The organism is Candidatus Tisiphia endosymbiont of Oplodontha viridula (assembly GCF_964264865.1).
Taxonomy (GTDB): domain Bacteria; phylum Pseudomonadota; class Alphaproteobacteria; order Rickettsiales; family Rickettsiaceae; genus Tisiphia.
Genome location: NZ_OZ183486.1, coordinates 1,590,214 through 1,605,620, shown reverse-complemented (window position 1 = coordinate 1,605,620; position 15,407 = coordinate 1,590,214). Strand labels below are relative to the sequence as shown.

Sequence of the window (15,407 nt, the reverse complement as noted above, 5' to 3'; positions counted from 1 at the left end):
ATCTCAGCTATATTCTCTAATAATATTACCATCCTTATCAGTAAAATTACGTTTTTTCCACAGAGCTCTATGAGGTTTGTCAATAATATTATTAATAGATTCCCGAGGGGCTTTTGTATAGTAATATAAAATGATCGATTTACGATATTCACCTTCTGGAAATTTACATGGATCTGGTAAACCATGATAGCTTTTATCGTGCGTATCAAATGCAACAAGACGATTAAATAATGGAGCAAGCTTTTTTAAACAATTCTCGCCATTATTATTATAGATTCCAAATTCTCCTCCCCATCCTTCTTGCCATTTTGGGTTCAAATATATAATAACATTCATACGACGATTAAGTCCCGTTGCATCATGATAATTACCATCAACATGTACATCTAATAAACCATTTGGCATTGTGACATTAAGCCCTCCACCAGTAAAATATGGATCAGGCACAAGTTTTCTAATATTAAAAGTCTCTGATAAGGCTAAAAGAAATATAGACGAATTGAGCAAACGAATAGTATCAACAATAGCTTCCGGTATATCAAATTCTGATTTCCATATAGTCCTTTGTTTTATCTCAATATTTTCATCATAGCTTCTATCCCATATATCTTCATTAGGGGAAGGAAAATTATCTAAACAACTTTGAGCTAAATCAGCATGTAAAAAATTATCGATTACTAGGTGTTTAAATGGCTCAAGATAATACATACCATTATTTTTTGCATCAATAATCTTATTGCTTGCAAGTAGTGCAAACTCTTTCATTTGAGATTGAGAGAACCGACAAGGCAAATTAGCCTGAGATATTCTAGTCATACAAACCTTTATGTACATTTAGGTGGTACTAATTCACTTAAACCACACAACTCTATTAATATAATCCACGTAGCTCAAAACGATACGGAGTATTTTTTGAGATACTAAGCCAGCATTATAATCTGAAACGATTGTTTGTAAATGACTATATTTACTATGTTGTTTGGTTACAATACGCACAGCATCTAGAACCTTTTCTACTTTAAGACCACTCATTATCAAAACACCTTCATCCATACCCTCAGGTCTTTCGTGAGTATTACGAATGGTAATTGCTGGTAATTTAAGAAGAGAAGCTTCCTCAGTAATTGTACCACTATCAGATAAAATACAAAAAGCCTCCATTTGCAATTTTATGTAATCTAGAAAACCGAATGGTTTTAAAAACCGAATTTGTTTATCCAAACCTTTAATACCTAATTTTTCTAACAGCTGACGTGTACGAGGATGTGTTGATACAATCACGGGCATATCATATTCTTTAACCAACATCTGTAAAGTATTAAGTAAGTCCTGTAAATTGGCTGACACATCTACATTCTCTTCACGATGAATACTGACTAAAAAATATTGATGAGCTTGAAGTTCTAGCCTATCTAGCACATTTGATAGATGCACTTTAGGCATAAAATAACCTAACACTTCTTGCATATGCGAACCAGACTTGATAATTCGCTCTGGCGATACACCTTCGGCAATAAGGTAACGACGGGCATGTTCAGTTAGAACTATATTGATGTCGCTTAAATGGTCAACTACTTTACGATTTAGCTCTTCTGGTACTCTTTGATCAAAACAACGGTTGCCAGCTTCCATGTGAAAAACTGGTATCTTTTGCCTTTTGGCTGCGATAACTGAAAGGCAGGAGTTCGTATCACCATAAAGCAACAATGCATTTGGTTGTTCTTTTCCTAAAACCTCATCAGTTTTCTCAATAATGCGTGCAATGGTTTGTGTTGCATTACCACTAACAGCAGCTTCTAAAAAATAATCTGGTTTACGAATGTTAAGATCGTCAAAGAAAACCTGATTTAGTTCATAATCAAAATTTTGCCCTGTATGAACCAAAATATGATTAGTATACTCATCAAACTCAGAAATTACTCTAGACATTTTAATAAGTTCTGGGCGAGTACCAATAATGGTCATTACTTTAAGCATTAAGTTGCTCTTTAATGAAGTCAAGTGTTAGTAAAAGTTTTTTAACTTGTTCTATATTCAATCTTTCTGTATTAGATGATGTATAGTCAGTTAAAGAAGCAACGTTTAGATCTCCTTCTACAAAAAACTTTGAATAATTGAGATCACGATTATCAGCAGGAATCTTGTAATAATTTCCTAAATCTTCAGCTTTAACCATCTCCTCACAAGAAATCAAAGATTCATAGATCTTTTCTCCATGACGCACACCAATTAAACGAATCTCATTATTAGCATTAAATAATCCTTTTATAGCATGAGCTAATACTTCAATCGTTGAAGCTGGAGATTTCTGCACAAAAATATCACCTTGTTGACCATGTTCAAAAGCATATAACACTAAATTTACAGAATCTTCAAGTGACATTAAGAAACGTGTCATATTTGGGTCGGTAATAGTTAGCGGTTTCCCCTCTTTAATTTGATTAACAAAAAGAGGTATTACTGAACCCCGGGAAGCCATTACATTACCATAACGAGTACAACACAGGATAGTATCTCCTTTAGAACTCATTCGAGCTTTAGCTATCAACAATTTTTCCATCATTGCTTTTGATAAACCCATGGCATTGATAGGATATACCGCCTTATCAGTACTGAGTACCACAACCCGCTCAACACCATTGGCAATAGCTGCATTCATCATATTTTCAGCTCCCAGTACATTAGTTCGTACTGCTTCCATCGGATAAAATTCACATGATGGAACTTGCTTCAAGGCTGCAGCATGGAACACATAATTAACATTTTTCATAGCATAGTAAATACTATCATAATTTCTTACGTCCCCAATATAAAACTTAAGCTTTGGATTATTGAAAGCAATCCTCATATCTTCTTGTTTTTTTTCATCCCGACTGAATATGCGAATTTCTTTAATATCACTTTCTAGTAATCGTTTCATCACTGTGTTACCAAATGACCCCGTACCTCCAGTAATCATTAAAATTTTATTAACAAACATTCTTACCTTTTATTTAAATTTATACATACGTTGAATTAACTCTGACCACTCAGGCGGTGCATATCCCGTTGCCTTATTAAAAAGCTCGGCATTAAGTGAGCGATCAATGACCAGTTCATTAGATGGAATTATTTCGATTGTTTTTTTATAAGTACTAGCCACAAGTTTTAACAAATCATATTTATTGATCGGTTTTGCTGCGACATGATAAAGTCCACACATATCGGGTCGCGGTATAACGATGTCACGAACTATTCTTGCTAATTCAATAGTTGGAAGTCCAGAGAACACGGCTTGGACAAACCCTCTAACTTGTTTTTTTTGTGCAAGAAACCAGCCAATGAGACTCTTACCTCCCGATAACTCATGTCCGATAATTGAAGTACGAAGTGTTATAGTGTTAGGATAACTTACTTCCCCTAAAAACTTTGAACGACCATAGAGATCATTAGCATCTGCAAAATCACTCTCTGTATAGTTACCCTTAGACCCAGAAAATACACAATCTGTACTAACATGTATAAAACGAGAGCCTATAGCTTGACATATTATACTAAGTCTATGAGGAAGCAAAGCATTAATTGATAGTGCTTGTAGGTAATCATTTGCATCCTCTAGTTGTTTAATTAGCCCAATACAATTTACTACCACATCAGGTCGAATTGTTGCAAATAATTTAATAAGAGAATCATGATTTTCTATATTTACTGGGGCAATGAGTTGTTTAGATGACTCTTCAGAAAAATAACGGCAAGCACCATTATTCCTAGCTGTCCCGTAAACGTTAAGGTTATGATCTTCAGCCATAAACCTAAACATGGCATTACCAAGCATGCCTGTTATACCAAGGATTAATATTTTCATAGATTATTCTTCAAGCTTTTATTCAGTTTTTGCTAGGATTCATGAGGTTACGTTATTATATCACCAAACTCATTCTTTAAAATAGATAACTTTTCCAAATCTTGTCATATTGTCGCCATCCGGTAATTTTAATTGTCACTATACAAGCCATTGGAACAGTTGGAGAATGGATGAAGCAACGGTTATTGAGTAGTTATACTGATTATCTTTCAAAATAGAATTAACATGGTATCATGGTATAATTTAGTATTAGGTCTATCATTAGTTGGAATTAAATTATTAATTCTATTTTGAAAGATAATCAGTATGAGGACAAAACCTTCTTCCTTAATCTCAAAAGTTGCAGCTTGCTTACCAAAATCCTTGGCAATTGCCACATGGCTAAACGCTAAACAAATAATCAATAACAAATCATTTTTTCTCTGCATTGATCTTCTCTTCTAACAATTTAGCCTTACATAACTTCCTTTTCTCAGCCCATCTCCTCAAACTATTTAATTCATAAATCCTAATATCATAAAATTCTACAATCTGTTTGTCGCTCATACTCTCTACATCATAGCGCAACGAATGATTCATAAACACATCTCCAGCACCAATACTGCTAATTTCATGATCATCAAAACCAGCAAGTATCATGCGAATCACTATTTGTTTCATCTTATCAGCTTTATTATCTCTCCTATCTAGCTGCTTGATATCCAAAACTTCATTATTTATTCTAGCAGGAGGCATGACTCTTGGAATAACTACACTAAAAATAATTGCTACAAATATTAGTATTATGACAGTTTGGAATATATATGCCTTCTTCACCTCTCCCCAAACTTTGCTCTTATCAAATCTATCCATTATTTTTACCTCTTTTTGCTTTTAAATTTTCTTCAACCTTGTCATCTCCATAATCAATTTAATTACTTTTTGCTCATTAATTATCACCATAATAACTCCACATGCGTAAGATTTTTATTCTGCTACCTACTTCATCCACTTCATAAAATAATCTATGCTTTAAGTTAATACGCTTTGGAACGATTAATTTGACTTTACAAGAAGTATATACTATATTCAATAGTATATAATGTATTAAAAGTATACCTATGCATACAATCACATCAAAGCTACCAAATGATCTTTATAATAGACTAGACCAACTTGAAAAAATTATAGAGAGAAAGAAAAGTTATCTTATCAGAAAAGCAGTAGAGGGCTTTTTGGAAGAAAGGGAAGATTATTTTATAGCTTTAAACAGGTTAGAGCAAAAAAATCCTAGAATATCTTTAGAGCAGTTGGAAGATAATAATGACTTGGAAAGTCGAATTTGATCTCAAGGCTGTTAAAGAATTTAGAAAGCTAGATAAAACATCGCAAGGGTTAATCAGTAATTATTTTAAAAATAAGGTACTAAGATGTAGCCATCCTAAAGATTTAGGCAAGTCAATGCAATATGATTATATTGGATTATGGAGATATAGAATAGGAAAGTTATAGAGTGATTTGTAGCATAGAAGAAGAGCTATCAATAGTGCTTGTTTTAAGAGTAGCGATAAGGGATGAGGTTTATACTCAATGACCACAAGGAATATTTATAAAAAACCAAAACTGCAATCAGAAAAAAAGAAAAGAGAACCAGGATTATCAAAACTTTCCGAGAGTCTATAATATAGTTTGTGTAAGTTGCAAAAGAAGCAGTAAGAGATTACTGTAAAAAGAAGTAACTAAAACAAAGGGAAATTATGGCTAAAGAAATAGGTAAAGATAAAGAAAAATTAAACATAGGTAATCATCTAGTAGAAGAATTATTATCAAAAGCAAACCCATCAGAGTTATTTGGTCGAGATGGTTTATTTCAACAGCTAAAGAAACAAATAGTTGAGAAAATATTAGCAAGTGAGTTAGATCATGAATTGGGCTACTCAAAACATAGTAAAGTAGAAAAAGTAGATAATAATCGTCGTAATGGTAGCTATGAGAAGACAGTAATTGATGATGATGGTCGTAAGTTGACATTAGAAGTACCAAGAGACCGAGAAGGTGAGTATAATCCACAATTAATACCAAAAGGGCTGAGGAGATTTAATGGATTTGATGAGAAGGTAATTTCACTTTATGGTAGAGGTATGACAGTCAGTGAGATTCGTGGTCACTTAGAAGAAATATATCAAACTGAAGTATCTAGTGATTTAATATCAACCATAACAGATGGAGTACTAGAGGAGGTAACTAGGTGGCAAAATCGCTGTTTAGATAGGATATACCCAATATTGTATTTGGATTGCATATATGTTAAATCTAGGGACAATCATATAGTAATAAATAAAGCTGTATATTTGGCAATTGCGGTTAATATAGAAGGCAAGAAGGAGTTATTGGGCATTTGGATAGGAAAAAATGAAGGCTCTAAATTTTGGATGCAAGTAGTAACTGAATTAAAGAATCGAGGTGTAGAACAAATTTATGTTGCTTGCGTTGATGGTTTAAAAGGCTTTCCTGAGGCTATCAGTAGCATATTTCCTGCTACTATAGTACAACTATGTATAGTGCATATGGTACGCAATTCAGTAAAGTACGTGTCATATAAGGATTTAAAAGAGGTAACATCAGATTTAAAACAAATTTACACGGCAAATAACGAAGAAATGGCTCGTTTAAAACTGCAACAATTTAGTGTAAAATGGGATAAAAAATATCCAGTAATTTCTGATATTTGGCAGCGTAGTTGGTCAGGAATAATACCATTTTTTGCCTTTCCTGAGGAGATTAGAAAGGCGATTTATACCACGAATACTATAGAGTCTATAAATCGTCAAATTAGGAAAATTATTAAAAATAAAGGTGTATTTCTAGATGATAAATCAATTCAAAAGATAATATTTTTAGCCTTACAAAATGCGGCTAAAAAATGGACTATGCCTATAAAAGATTGGTCATTAGCTTTAAATCAATTTGAAATACTTTGTGGAGATTTTAAATATGATTTATTGGAAAATAAAAAATGAACTTACACAAAAAAAATGATTGACTCATATAGAGAGAATATCAGACAACTTGGCTATTACTTATCAAGCTGCCTGATTATTACTTATTGTCAGATTAAGTCGTAACTAGTATACCCGGGACTAAACATCTAATATCTTTCTCTTACTTTCCATCATTAACATCTCTGATTTTATACTCCTATTATTTATTCTAAAAATAATAGAAGTATATGTTGATAATAATGGATTAATAACGTACTATTCTTTCCACTTCTTAGGTGGGGCATTTTTCAACGCACATTAACCCATTTACGGGTCATTATTGCATGCTTTTTAACAAAAGTAGAAGAGTATACTATTCGGGTTAGCTATAGACTATCTCCGACAAGAACAACAGTAAAAATATCAGGATTAGAAAAATCAACTGGTCTAGGAGGTGGAAGGTAATCATAAATACCACTATCACTGCCCTCTACAGTAGGACTCCCCCCTACTTCTACAATGCTAGTATTTTCCTCTTGGACAGTATAATTATTCCCCTCTTTTACAGTATTACTACTTCCATCCTGTACACTTTTAGGATGATACCCACCTAAATATTGGATAGTATTATGAAAATAGTCTGATAAAAATTCACTAAGCGGTCTACATTCCTTTGAAGATACCATTACACACACTTTCTTAGCGTTATCTCCATCTATGATGACGGGTTTACCCATAAATTCAATTAAATTAGATTCAGGATTTTGATAATTATAATAAGAGCTATCATTACTTGTTGCTTCATTCTTGTGTTGCTTTTTATTTAATAAATAACATGCTACCCCACCCCCAAAAGTAATAACACTAGCTATCCCAGCAGCAAGATAATAATACAGAGAAGTTAATGCATTATTGTCTTGGTTTTGGGAATCTTTAACAAATGTTTTATTATAGGTATCTATACTATCTGCAACCGTAGTAGACTCTATATCTGACTCTTCTGGATATTTATCAATAGCACTATCAACATGCTCTTGTTTTATAGTGTTGTCTTTACCACGCTCATCTTGTTCATTGATATCCACCCCTTTCTCAATAGGCAATTTAATAATATCGTTTTGTTTGAACCAAGCTGCATTGCGTACTCGAGCAGTAAGCAGTTCAACACTATCAGTATGGTTTTCACTTATTGCAATGTCTAAAGGAGTATTACCATAATTATCCTGCACATTGATATTAGCACCTTCCTCTATAAGCAATTTAATAATATCGTTTTGCCCAAACCTAACTGCATCGTGTAAAGGAGTATTACCATAATTATCTTGCACATTGATATCAGCCCCCAATTGAATAAGCAACTTAGCACTATCATCATATCCTGTTCTTATTGCAATGTGTAAGGGAGTATTACCATAATTATCCTGTGCATTGATATTAGCACCTTCCTCTATAAGCAATTTAACATTATCAGCATGTTTTTGTCTTGTTGCATAATGTAAAGGAGTACTACCATGCTCATCCTGTGCATTGATATTAGCACCTTCCTCTATAAGCAATTTAACATTATCAGCATGTTTTCTTGTTGCATAATGTAAAGGAGTACTACCATGCTTATCCTGTGCATTGATATTAGCACCTTCCTTAATAAGGAATTTTATAGCACTTACTGCTACATTTCGCTGAGCCGCAATATGTAAAACGGAAAAACCTTCATTATTTTTTATTTTTACATCAGCACCTTTCTCAACAAGAAATTTCATACCATCTAAATTACCTGTCAGTGCTGCTATAAGTAAAGGAGTATCACCGTTATCACTTTTAACATCTATATCAATACCTTGTTCAAGAAGAAATTCCATAATATCAAGGTAACCATAATAAGCTGCTGCATGCAAAGGATTATAGGAGTTAGGTATATTGTCTATTAATTGATGGATTATCTTCTGAGTTTCGTACCCACGATAAGGTAGGGAGTTAATGTACCCGCTTAAAGTTAGAGGCTCTGTAATCGTATTATCCTTATAATTGTTTTTTTCCTCAAATTGCTTAATACTAGCATTAAATACATTAGCTACTATATCTATATCATTATTAGAATTTATATTATCATAAGCCTTGGGAACACTTAACGTATTTATTACATTACTATTATAAGCACCAACGCTATTAATGCTTAATCCGGTATTAGTCATATCTCCTCCCATGAGATTAATTAAAAAAAATCTATCTATTTTTTAAGATTATCTGATACATCCCAAGTGTAAATACCCACTTAATTAAGGTGGGCATTATTGGTAATGTAAAATGTATATGCTCAAATGATTTGAAGAATTGGACTTGAAAACAAAGGGCAAGCTAGCACAGCGTACATGAGGTACATGAATCTCAAGAAACAATCCTTCAAATCACTTGGGTATATAACAAGAACATTAAGTTTTATTAATATTCTGCTAATGGACACCTTAAAGCGGGAGAACATATAGAAAATTTTTATATAATGCAAGAACTTATTATATAATTCGACTAGGGTAATTTAAAAGTCAGTGTGCCAAGAATCAATAACTTCATCGTAGTAAGTTATTGAATGCTAAGTAATAGATGGTGGTATGTCCACCGATATCGGCTAGCACGAGCAGATATCAAACGACCCCACGGTGCTATTTCTGTCAAGGAGATGGTATTGATGTAAATTGTAATCATCTTTTGACCCCCTATTGTAATAAACTATTGACCCCTCTAACCACATAAAAAAATTAGTTAATTTTGGTTAAAATTCAGATAGAATTTTCTAAAATCATTGTAATTTTTAATTCATACCATAGTCTATTATTTTAATCTTTAATCTACATCTTTGCCTCCTCTAAAACTTTTATTACCAGTTTCTATGATTTGACAATGATGCGTTATCCTATCAATAATTGCCTTTGTTGCCTTAGGATTACCAAATATATCCCCCCATTCTTCAAACCTTAAATGGTCGTTACAATGAACGAAGATTGTTCATATAATTTAGCAAACAGCTCAAATAATAAGAATCTAGCCTCGGCTTTTATTGGTACATAGCTCAGTTCATCTATCACAATAACATTTACAAGATTCAACAAATAAGGTTTTGTCGTATGTTGTAAATGGTAAAAGAATTAGGTATAATAAAATAAAAAATATAGCTATTAGAAATAGACCTATTAATTAACGTACTTATTTTTATATGATGAAAATTAACCAAATAATACCATTAATTAAAAACTTAGAAGAAGATTACACATTACTATTTCATGACGTTATTGGCAGTTTTATTAGTGAGATAACCGATCCGGATAATTTTGATGAAAACTCAGCAGAAGTTAATCTTCTAGAGTTAAGCAGTAAATTAGGCGAGAATATCACTAATTATATGATTTATGGTGCAACAGAGTTTTTTCTGAGTAACGAATATCCACATAGGATTACTAGAACACATTGGAATTGTATTGATCACTTGTTAAAAACTCAAGGGGATTCTTTTACTGATATGGACAAAAAGTATTTGCTGGGGTTACGAGATTCTTACATGTGTATTTATAAAGTGGCAGATGTATACAGAGGAAAGAATCTGACTTTGACTAATATGATTGAGAGCAAGCACAAACCAATTACCATAAAAGGCATAGACAGTAACCAAGATATAGAGATAGGAGATATTATAGGGTGTCGTGTAGTGAAGGTAAATCAGGAATATTTACTATCATCAGTTTGTTTAGTATTAACTTCTAAAGCAGCGAGCAACGCTATCAAGATGATAAAACAAATATCTAAGATGGCGTTAACCAAAAAAAGCCTTAAATTATACATGAAAATTTATAAAGACCCTGAATTAATGTTTAAAAAGATTTGGGCTAAAGAAATCATGGAACAATGGTTCTTATATGCTAGAGAACCTTACACATTAAATTGATTAATACCATAAAGGTTTCGTTATAAAAACTAAACCTTCATACAACCAAGTAAATTATCAAATAATAAAAAAAATATGACCTTTAACCCTTTGAGCAATACAACAACTGAAAGCATTAGTAAGATTTTATATGAGTATAAACTACCTAGCATGAGGGTAGGTACTGATGACTTTAAAACGTTATTGTTAAATAGTGATGTATTTGTTGATAAAAGCTTAATGATCAAAGAATTACTAGAAGACAGTGGAGAAGTAATTCTAATTACCCGACCAAGACGTTGGGGTAAAAGCCTTAATATGGATATGATTAGGAGATTCTTTGAAATAGAAATAGATGAGCATGGCAATCCCTCATCATTAGAGCGTCAGAACAATATCAAATTATTTACAGGTGGAGAAATAGATTTAGGACTTGCAACTGGTAGAAAAAAATTACTTCAAAAGCTCAAAGTAGCTGAGTATCCACATATTATTTTGGAATATCAAGGTCAATTCCCCATAATATTCATCACATTTAAAAGCGTGGAAGGTTCAAGCTATCACGATATTGAACAAGGAGTAAAAAGCCAGTTACGGAAATTATTTCAGTCACATAGATATTTAGCTAATAGTGATAAGCTTGCATCAGATGAACGAGCAGATTTCAACCAATATTTATTTGGCGAGGTAACTCTAGACAATATCAAAAATAGTTTGGCTATTTTAAGCCATTTGCTTTACAAACATTATAATAGAAAACCTTGGGTGTTGATTGATGAATATGATACGCCCATTAATAGTGCTTACAGGTGGTTTGGTACTAATGAGACAGAATTTCAGAAAGTGTTAGAAATTTTTCGTGGAATCATGAAATCTACCTTTAAAAAGGAAACTGGCGATCAAGAATTACCAGTCGAACGAGGAGTTATTACAGGAATTTTGCGGATTGCTAAAGCTGAATTATTTTCCGGTTTGAATAATGTTAAAGAATATAGTTTATTAGATAAAAAATTTGCGAGTGTTTATGGATTTACTCAAACAGAAGTGAATGAGTTATTAACTAAAGTACCACTTACTACTAGCTCAGAAGAAATTAAAGATTGGTATAATGGCTATAATTTTGGGGAAGAACTCATCTATAATCCTTGGTCAATTATGATGTGTTTATCAAGTGAAGGTAAGCTTGATCATTACTGGCTTGATAGTGGTGGGACAGGTTTGATAGATAAAGTATTATTATCAGATGAAATGCAGGAAGATTTACAGAGCTTAGCTGCTGGCAAGAGTATCACTTCACCTATTACCAAACAAATTAGTTTTGCTGACATCAATAAGCCAATAGGACTGTTTAGTTTGTTATTATTTAGTGGATATTTAAACCCTACAGTTCAAAATTCAGAAGAAAATATATATGAATTGTCAGCACCTAATAGAGAAGTACGGTACATATATAAAGTAAGAATGCTCCAATGGGTAACTGATCAGTTAAAAATTGATAGTTCTAGATATTACTCGTTTGTTAGCTTGTTACCAGTAGGTAAAATAGAAGAATTTAAAGCACGGTTACAAGAATTGCTACAAAATTCTACCAGTTTTTATCAAACAGGAAATAAAAAAGCTGAATTATTTTATAGTGGCTTTATGCTAGGGATTGTTAATATGCTAGCACCTAGCTATACAATATCAAGTGAGCAAGAATCAGGCGATGGACGAGCTGATTTAATCATGATCCCTAAAGCTAGTAAAGGTGATAAAGCCATGATTATCGAGTATAAAATCGCTAAACCTTCTGAAGATTTAGCCTTGGTAGCCCAAATGGGATTAAAGCAAATTATAGATAAGCAATATGATGTAAAGGTTAAAGAACATTCTCACGTCAAAAAAATCATTAAACTTTCAATAGCTTTTTGTGGTAAAAATATGGATTTACAATATCAGGTTACAGAGCTTTAGTAAGAGACTGTAAGCGTTTGAATAATCAGTAATTTTATGTGTAAAAGTAAAGACTTGATCTGACAGTTTGGAGTTGTTGGGTACGAAAATATGGAATAAAATCATACCCAGCAAATTTTAACAACCTCTTATTAAGGAGACTGTCAGATGACAACATATCAAGAAAAAATTATAAAACCAAGAATTGGTTTATTACAATTAGCAGAACAACTAGGAAACGTATAGCAAGCTTGTAAAGTAATGGGCTATAGCAGAGATACATTTTACCGCTATAAGGAACTACATGAACAAGGTGGAGCAGAATCTTTGTTTGAGATGACTAGAAAGAAGCCATGTTTGAAGAATCGTGTTCCATCTAATATCGAGGATGCAGTAGTTAATAGACTTCTTTCGAAACTCTACTTCTGCTGGTGATTTGTACGTCGATGCGGTACTCGAATCCTCACGTACATTAGAGTACGCTGCGGTTCTGCGTTCCGCGTCTCCTTCAAATCCCTCAGCATAAGCGAGTTTCGAAAGAAGTCTATTCTAGAACTAAAGCATATAGTCCTCAAACTAATGGTATATGTGAGCGTTTTCACAAAACTATGCAGGAAGAGTGCTATCACATTCTATTCCGTAAAAAGCTCTATAATACATTAGATGAGTTACAAGCTGATATAGATACTTGGCTTACAAATTATAATAACGAAAGGTCTCATTCAGGTAAACATTGTTTTGGTAAAACACCAATGCAAACTTTTAGAGATTCACTTTATATTGCTAAAGATAAAAATATTAGTAATATAGAGAGAATATCAGACAACTTGGCTATTACTTATCAAGCTGCCTGATTATTACTTATTGTCAGATTAAGTCGTAACTAGTACACCTTAAAACACGAGGATTTAACTTTGAAAACACCCATATAATACATTTAGATAGAATTAGTAAATTGCTTGGTTTACTTGCTATAGCATTTACTTTTGCTTATGTTGTGGGTCAATGGCAAAATTCTATCAAACCTATAAAGCTTAAAAAACATGGTAGAAAGTCTATCTCCTTATTCAGGTATGACTTAGATTACTTGCAGAGAATATTTTTGAATATTGAAGAAATGATGGAAAAATGGATGGAAGTTATAACAAAATTTATTAAGCCCATAACACCATCTTTACTTCGATTATCACCTTGTTAATCTCTTTGTCCTGTACTGAGCAAAATTTATTCAATTTATTTGATTTAACGATGCCCCAAATGACAAAATCTGCAAAATGATAAAATAATGGTATGGACCTCCTGATATACAGAATGAAAAGCAGTTGCTAATCTTCTAAAGTTAATATTAAATATTAAAATAACAATCAGGAGGCTAAGATGGAAGTTACCACAATTGGTATAGATATTGCAAAAAGAATTTTTCAAATTCATGGTGTAGATAAAAATGGTAAGACGGTATTAAAGAAAAAATTAATGAGAGATCAAGTTTTAACATTTATGGCTAATTTACCAAAATGTTTGGTAGGGATGGAAGCTTGCGGTGGAGCTAGTTATTGGGCAAGAGAAATAACTAAATTGGGACATATAGTAAAACTAATGACTCCACAATTTGTTAAACCGTATGTTAAAACTAATAAAAACGATCAAGCTGATGCTGAAGCTATATGTGAAGCGGTGACAAGACCTAATATGAGGTTTGTACCAATTAAAACTGTAGAACAACAAGATATTTTGTCAATTCATCTGGTAAGAGAGAGATTGGTAAAAAGCCGTACGGCACTTGCGAATGAAATTAGAGGATTATTACATGAATTTGGTTTTATTATTCCTCAAGGGATCAATAAGGTTGTAACAAAATTAACTGAGATTTTAGATGAAGGAAATTTGAGTCAGCTAGGTTACCAAACATTTAGTGAACTGAAAGAGGAATTTTTGGATAATGACAAAAAAATAAAAGAGATAGAAAAAAGATTAAAAATAATAGCTAGCAACTTAACTCAATATCAACGATTAACAGCTATACTTGGTCTTGGTTTAATTACTGCTACTGCTTTAATAGCATCAATAGGTAATGCTACAAGTTTTGAGAATGGTAGGCAATTATCGGCATGGTTTGGATTAGTGCCAAGGCAGCATTCCAGTGGAGGGAAAGATAAGTTGCTTGGAATTAGCAAGCGAGGTGATGTTTACTTGCGTACTCTATTGATCCAAGGAGCTAGAGCTGTACTAAATGCCAAGATAAGATTTACATCGGAAGAACAAAAATCTAAAAAAGATTTTAGCAAATTTACGCAGTGGATGTTTAATTTATCTGAGCGAAATGGACATAATAAAACAGTAGTTGCTGTAGCTAATAAACTGGCAAGAGTGGTGTTTGCAGTACTAAGGTCAGGGGATGATTATGTAGAGAGTAAAGTTTGTAGCACAGAGCTATTATAATTAACATAAAATAAATAGTGGTTTATTAATTAATAGGTAAACAAAGAATATGTAAGAGATTCCAACCCGGAATATGCGTGAGATAATAATATTGATGGTAAATAAGACAAACCTTAGCTTACAAAAAAACTGATGACTACAATGGCTCTTTGAAGCCGATAAAATGATAAGTATATAGTAAATTTGTAAGCCAGCGAATTCCATCAGGGCTGTAGGATAAATTACACATAATTTATTAACTATAAGCCGGATACATGTATGCATTTGCATTTTTGCTATTAGATGTTATTTTTTTCTTGCATTTTACAGGAGGTCCATA

General features: G+C 32.6%; 15 protein-coding genes and 2 pseudogenes. 8 read left to right on the top strand and 9 right to left on the bottom strand.

Annotation, left to right across the window (positions count from 1 at the left end):
* Positions 1 to 3 precede the first annotated feature (3 nt).
* The 7 genes from ACFEL1_RS07845 to ACFEL1_RS07815 form a co-directional block, all read right to left on the bottom strand.
* Complete coding sequence (locus tag ACFEL1_RS07845; protein WP_341761266.1) at positions 4 to 816, bottom strand: 2OG-Fe(II) oxygenase; 813 nt, start codon at positions 814 to 816, stop codon at positions 4 to 6.
* A gap of 33 nt (positions 817 to 849) precedes the next feature.
* Entirely contained in the window at positions 850 to 1,977 is a 1,128-nt protein-coding gene (gene wecB / locus ACFEL1_RS07840) for a non-hydrolyzing UDP-N-acetylglucosamine 2-epimerase (protein ID WP_341761267.1), read from the bottom strand.
* Positions 1,970 to 2,980: a polysaccharide biosynthesis protein gene (locus ACFEL1_RS07835; protein WP_341761268.1), complete on the bottom strand. Its 1,011-nt coding sequence runs from the start codon at positions 2,978 to 2,980 to the stop codon at positions 1,970 to 1,972. The genes wecB and ACFEL1_RS07835 overlap by 8 nt, the downstream gene beginning before the upstream one ends.
* Positions 2,981 to 2,989: 9 nt before the next feature.
* A complete protein-coding gene (locus ACFEL1_RS07830) occupies positions 2,990 to 3,844 on the bottom strand; it encodes an SDR family oxidoreductase (RefSeq protein WP_341761269.1) in 855 nt (284 codons plus the stop codon).
* Positions 3,845 to 4,053: 209 nt separating this feature from the next.
* Complete coding sequence (locus ACFEL1_RS07825; protein WP_341761270.1) at positions 4,054 to 4,272, bottom strand: hypothetical protein; 219 nt, start codon at positions 4,270 to 4,272, stop codon at positions 4,054 to 4,056.
* Positions 4,256 to 4,696: a hypothetical protein gene (locus ACFEL1_RS07820; RefSeq protein WP_375330992.1), complete on the bottom strand. Its 441-nt coding sequence runs from the start codon at positions 4,694 to 4,696 to the stop codon at positions 4,256 to 4,258. The genes ACFEL1_RS07825 and ACFEL1_RS07820 overlap by 17 nt, the downstream gene beginning before the upstream one ends.
* A 76-nt stretch (positions 4,697 to 4,772) precedes the next feature.
* Complete coding sequence (locus tag ACFEL1_RS07815; protein ID WP_375330991.1) at positions 4,773 to 4,916, bottom strand: hypothetical protein; 144 nt, start codon at positions 4,914 to 4,916, stop codon at positions 4,773 to 4,775.
* A 28-nt stretch (positions 4,917 to 4,944) separates the two neighbouring features.
* Between ACFEL1_RS07815 and ACFEL1_RS07810 the strand changes: the two genes are divergently transcribed.
* From ACFEL1_RS07810 to ACFEL1_RS07800, 3 genes are all read left to right on the top strand, one after another.
* Complete coding sequence (locus ACFEL1_RS07810) at positions 4,945 to 5,169, top strand: ribbon-helix-helix domain-containing protein (protein ID WP_341761272.1); 225 nt, start codon at positions 4,945 to 4,947, stop codon at positions 5,167 to 5,169.
* The gene (locus ACFEL1_RS07805; protein ID WP_341761273.1) at positions 5,147 to 5,335 is read left to right on the top strand and encodes a hypothetical protein; all 189 of its coding nucleotides are present in this window, start codon (positions 5,147 to 5,149) and stop codon (positions 5,333 to 5,335) included. Before ACFEL1_RS07810 ends, ACFEL1_RS07805 begins: the two co-directional genes overlap by 23 nt.
* Positions 5,336 to 5,580: 245 nt before the next feature.
* Complete coding sequence (locus tag ACFEL1_RS07800) at positions 5,581 to 6,843, top strand: IS256 family transposase (protein WP_375330990.1); 1,263 nt, start codon at positions 5,581 to 5,583, stop codon at positions 6,841 to 6,843.
* A 347-nt stretch (positions 6,844 to 7,190) separates the two neighbouring features.
* Here the strand turns inward: ACFEL1_RS07800 and ACFEL1_RS07795 are convergent, their stop codons facing one another.
* Together ACFEL1_RS07795 and ACFEL1_RS07790 are read right to left on the bottom strand one after the other, a co-directional pair.
* A complete protein-coding gene (locus ACFEL1_RS07795) occupies positions 7,191 to 8,996 on the bottom strand; it encodes an ankyrin repeat domain-containing protein (RefSeq protein WP_375330989.1) in 1,806 nt (601 codons plus the stop codon).
* 646 nt (positions 8,997 to 9,642) lie between these two features.
* Positions 9,643 to 9,905, bottom strand: a pseudogene (locus tag ACFEL1_RS07790) (ATP-binding protein).
* Positions 9,906 to 10,012: 107 nt separating this feature from the next.
* Between ACFEL1_RS07790 and ACFEL1_RS07785 the strand changes: the two are divergent.
* From ACFEL1_RS07785 to ACFEL1_RS07755, 5 genes and pseudogenes are all read left to right on the top strand, one after another.
* Positions 10,013 to 10,738, top strand: coding sequence for a hypothetical protein (locus ACFEL1_RS07785; RefSeq protein ID WP_342278712.1), 726 nt, complete (start codon positions 10,013 to 10,015; stop codon positions 10,736 to 10,738).
* Between the two features lie 75 nt (positions 10,739 to 10,813).
* Positions 10,814 to 12,670 carry an AAA family ATPase gene (locus tag ACFEL1_RS07780; RefSeq protein WP_375330988.1) on the top strand — a complete coding sequence of 619 codons (1,857 nt, stop codon included), beginning with the start codon at positions 10,814 to 10,816 and terminating at the stop codon, positions 12,668 to 12,670.
* 147 nt (positions 12,671 to 12,817) lie between these two features.
* A pseudogene (locus ACFEL1_RS08395) lies at positions 12,818 to 13,503 on the top strand (integrase core domain-containing protein).
* A gap of 101 nt (positions 13,504 to 13,604) precedes the next feature.
* Complete coding sequence (locus tag ACFEL1_RS07760) at positions 13,605 to 13,847, top strand: hypothetical protein (RefSeq protein WP_342278714.1); 243 nt, start codon at positions 13,605 to 13,607, stop codon at positions 13,845 to 13,847.
* A gap of 179 nt (positions 13,848 to 14,026) precedes the next feature.
* Entirely contained in the window at positions 14,027 to 15,088 is a 1,062-nt protein-coding gene (locus tag ACFEL1_RS07755; protein ID WP_375330986.1) for an IS110 family transposase, read from the top strand.
* Positions 15,089 to 15,407 lie beyond the last annotated feature (319 nt).

What these genes read in the sequence shown, in the direction of transcription:
- ACFEL1_RS07845 (WP_341761266.1), bottom strand. Translation starts at nt 816, where the DNA reads ATGACTAGAATATCTCAGGCTAATTTGCCTTGTCGGTTCTCTCAATCT.
- wecB (WP_341761267.1), bottom strand. Translation starts at nt 1,977, where the DNA reads ATGCTTAAAGTAATGACCATTATTGGTACTCGCCCAGAACTTATTAAA.
- ACFEL1_RS07835 (WP_341761268.1), bottom strand. Translation starts at nt 2,980, where the DNA reads ATGTTTGTTAATAAAATTTTAATGATTACTGGAGGTACGGGGTCATTT.
- ACFEL1_RS07830 (WP_341761269.1), bottom strand. Translation starts at nt 3,844, where the DNA reads ATGAAAATATTAATCCTTGGTATAACAGGCATGCTTGGTAATGCCATG.
- ACFEL1_RS07825 (WP_341761270.1), bottom strand. Translation starts at nt 4,272, where the DNA reads ATGCAGAGAAAAAATGATTTGTTATTGATTATTTGTTTAGCGTTTAGC.
- ACFEL1_RS07820 (WP_375330992.1), bottom strand. Translation starts at nt 4,696, where the DNA reads ATGGATAGATTTGATAAGAGCAAAGTTTGGGGAGAGGTGAAGAAGGCA.
- ACFEL1_RS07810 (WP_341761272.1), top strand. Translation starts at nt 4,945, where the DNA reads ATGCATACAATCACATCAAAGCTACCAAATGATCTTTATAATAGACTA.
- ACFEL1_RS07805 (WP_341761273.1), top strand. Translation starts at nt 5,147, where the DNA reads ATGACTTGGAAAGTCGAATTTGATCTCAAGGCTGTTAAAGAATTTAGA.
- ACFEL1_RS07800 (WP_375330990.1), top strand. Translation starts at nt 5,581, where the DNA reads ATGGCTAAAGAAATAGGTAAAGATAAAGAAAAATTAAACATAGGTAAT.
- ACFEL1_RS07795 (WP_375330989.1), bottom strand. Translation starts at nt 8,996, where the DNA reads ATGACTAATACCGGATTAAGCATTAATAGCGTTGGTGCTTATAATAGT.
- ACFEL1_RS07785 (WP_342278712.1), top strand. Translation starts at nt 10,013, where the DNA reads ATGATGAAAATTAACCAAATAATACCATTAATTAAAAACTTAGAAGAA.
- ACFEL1_RS07780 (WP_375330988.1), top strand. Translation starts at nt 10,814, where the DNA reads ATGACCTTTAACCCTTTGAGCAATACAACAACTGAAAGCATTAGTAAG.
- ACFEL1_RS07755 (WP_375330986.1), top strand. Translation starts at nt 14,027, where the DNA reads ATGGAAGTTACCACAATTGGTATAGATATTGCAAAAAGAATTTTTCAA.